The organism is Aestuariivirga sp. (assembly GCF_044238155.1).
Lineage (GTDB): Bacteria > Pseudomonadota > Alphaproteobacteria > Rhizobiales > Aestuariivirgaceae > Aestuariivirga.
In genome coordinates this window covers 1-3,103 of record NZ_JBIIDX010000246.1, presented here as the reverse complement: position 1 = coordinate 3,103, position 3,103 = coordinate 1, and the positions used below count along the sequence as shown (strand labels likewise).

The window sequence follows — 3,103 nt, the reverse complement described above, 5'->3', positions numbered from 1 at the left end:
TGACAATCCCGAAGAACGGCACCTATTCCACGGAAGGCACCAACAGTGCCGCCAGTGATGTGAATGGCACGAACGGCACCCTCAAGCTCCACCCAGCCGAATATGAAAGTATGAGCCTCCTCCCGGTTGAGTTAGCCGTTGATGCAGATCGTGATGGACTCGTCACATTCGGCTCAGACAGCACTTCGGGCGACAAACCCTTCCGCTTCTGGGTCAATGATGATCACGATCATGGAGTTGATACCGAGGACCTCACCGGAGATCGCAACTGCGATGATGGTATGGTCAACGGCATCCGTGATCTAGAGGACTTCACTGTTCTGAAAATCCGCATCGGCTCTTTGCGCCATATGCTGACTGAGCAAAACGGCAAAATCGGCTTTCGATGGAAGGACACCTCTGGCGGTTCGCCCTCGTGCAGAATCTTCACTGGCTCGCCCTCGCTCGTTAAAGCTGCCGATTATTTGTCCACTCCTGATGGAGCCGAAACGGTTCGTGCACAGAACAACCTGTTTGGGAGAAACACCCTTGTCTCTGGAGGAAGTGCCGCTTGGCTTCGATCTTCGCTACTGACTGAAACATCCTCCGATGAGATCACACTCCTGATGGAGGGATGCGCCGATGGCAAAGGCAAACTCACCCTGGTTTTTGAGCTAAACGGCCAAACGTTTGACGGCCCAAGTCTCGATGTTCAGCTTCTCCGAGTCGGAGAAATGTATGATCGTGGACGCATTACAGTAGATGCTCCAGGAATCCCCAATCCGTGGGACAATGTGAATCCGCCAGCTTTAACTTGGGAACCAGACACAGCGGCAGGATCGCCAAAAGTTGACCCCAATGCCAAAGCCAAGACCATCATTTGGGTTCACGGCTGGCGCATGGACTATGCTGAATATGCCTCTTGGGGAGACACCAGCTTCAAGCGTCTATGGCAGATGGGCTTCAAAGGGCGGTTTTATGCGTTCCGCTGGCCTACATTCAGCGGCGAGAATGATGGCTTACCAAGTCTCGAGAACATCACGCCCCTCGACCTTTGGCGGGACGGTGGCCTAACTTACAACGCGAGCGAGTATCGGTCTTGGCTTTCAGGTCCGGCCTTGGCTAACTTCGTGAACCAGACTGCAAACAGTGGCAGCCGCTATCTGTTTGCGCACTCGATGGGAAATGTGATCTCTGGTGCGGCGCTCCGATCTGGCATGAACGTGACCAAGTATGCTATGTGCAACGCGGCGATGGCCTCAATGGCTTACGACGGCGTTCACAATGACCAGCCGGACAACGAATTTGAAACCGTCGACACTGATCCGACTCCGCTTGCGGCGGCGTTCTGGGGCTTGTCTAATCTGTTTAATCCGGCGGGTAGAACTACTATGGTGAACTTCGCCCTAGAGGCAGATGAAGCTCTAGATTTGTGGAGGCTCAATAACAAGTATTTCAAACCTTATAACTTTATATTGTGGGGATATGGGTATGACCGCTGGGATGCTCATCCAAATGAAAAACTCTGGTATGGCAATCTCGGCGGTATCTCGTTCAAGAGATACCTGACGACGGATGCTGAAGCCTTCGGATATTGCGTCCAAGCGCGCACTCGGGCCGCCGGAGCAAAACTAACGGTGGGTAACATGGAGAGCACCGTGAACATGGGTGGCCCCAGTTTTAATTTTGGCGTTAAACACAGCGCTGAATGGGATCGAGCCTACCAGAACTCATACGGCTTCTGGAAAGAGCTGATGAAGAAGTTTGAGGAGGATGTGTCCAACCGCTAAAGCGCATGAAAAGAACACTCATTATCGTTGGTCTTCTTCTCGTGTTGGTAGCCATGTGGTGGCTTTTGCGCCAAGAGCCGCTTGGGCTGCCCTCCCAGGAAAAGGCAGCGCCAAAAGAACCGGCAAAGGTTGCAGCGGCATTACCACCACTTACGCCTGAGCAGAAGCAGCAACAGACACAGACGAATCCTGAAAAGCTGGCAGGATTCAAGGCGGCTTTTGCCACCCCCATCAACTTGTATGGTAGGGTTATCGATCAGCATGGTGATCCTGTTGCTTCCGCAAATGTAGAATACTCAATATTGAGCTTTGAAAATCGTCCCAAAGGACAACTGAGCAGCAGAGCAGATGGAACGTTTCAGATCACTGGGCATCGTGGAGCGTCAATAGCAGTGTGGGTAAGCAAGGATGGCTATCGTAGATTACCAGGAGTGGATGGTGAAGTGGGGTCAGATCATCGCTTTGCATTTGGCTCAAAACATCCGCCTGCATCCAGCCCACAAGAGCCAATCGTGTTCACGCTGCAAAAACCCGGAGTGATTGAGCCGCTCATTCATGTAGAGGAACGCAACTATCGTTTGCCGCGCGATGGAAGCCCAACTGAGATCGAGCTGCACCCCGGTGGCAATAGCGCTCATCGGGTTGTGCTTCGATGCTGGAATAAAGAACTCGAACCGAGACCTCAGACGGAACCGCGATACGATTGGAGGCTGGAGATTACGGCCCCCGGCGGCGGCATCACGGAGCGGAAAGACATCATGGCCTTTGAAGCTCCAGAAACAGGCTACGAACCAAAGGCCATCATTGATATGCCAGTGGAAGCCAAGCCTTCCTGGAGCAGAAGTGCTCAACGCAGTTACTTTATACGCTTCGCTGACAACGTCTTTGCCCGTGTGAATGTGGAAATGATTGCAGGCGGTGATCACTTTGTAGTTTGGGAATCACATTTGAACCCGAAGACCGGCTCACGAAACCTCGACACCGACCCGGCGCAACGCTGACCAACTCCAGCGCATCGCAAAGCTCGCGGCTCCGCCCATTGCCAACCACCGAAGTGCTCCGCCCGCTCCCACCCCCCACCGCAATAGACAGTGCAAGAAAGGGTCAGGGGTCGATTCTTGACAAGGGGTGCTTGGAGGGTAGCATCACGGTCATGCCGAGACAGCTTCGCATTCAGTACCCAGGAGCGCTTTACCACGTCACGGCACGCGGGGACCGGCGGGAGGACATCGTGCATGATGATGGGGACCGTGAGATGCTGCTGGCCACCCTGGCGGAGTCCTGCAAGAAGACGGGCTGGGAGGTGCTGGCCTGGGTGATCATGGACAATCACT

At 53.9% G+C, this 3,103-nt stretch carries 3 protein-coding genes; all 3 read left to right on the top strand.

Annotated elements, in window-relative coordinates; genetic code table 11:
- The coding region (locus ACILRN_RS16635) for a hypothetical protein (RefSeq protein ID WP_395690075.1) at positions 1-1,769 on the top strand (1,769 nt) is incomplete at its 5' end.
- 5 nt (positions 1,770-1,774) lie between these two features.
- A complete protein-coding gene (locus tag ACILRN_RS16630) occupies positions 1,775-2,770 on the top strand; it encodes a hypothetical protein (protein ID WP_395690074.1) in 996 nt (331 codons plus the stop codon).
- A gap of 152 nt (positions 2,771-2,922) precedes the next feature.
- Positions 2,923-3,103: transposase (locus tag ACILRN_RS16625; RefSeq protein WP_395690073.1), on the top strand; the 181-nt coding region annotated here is incomplete at its 3' end.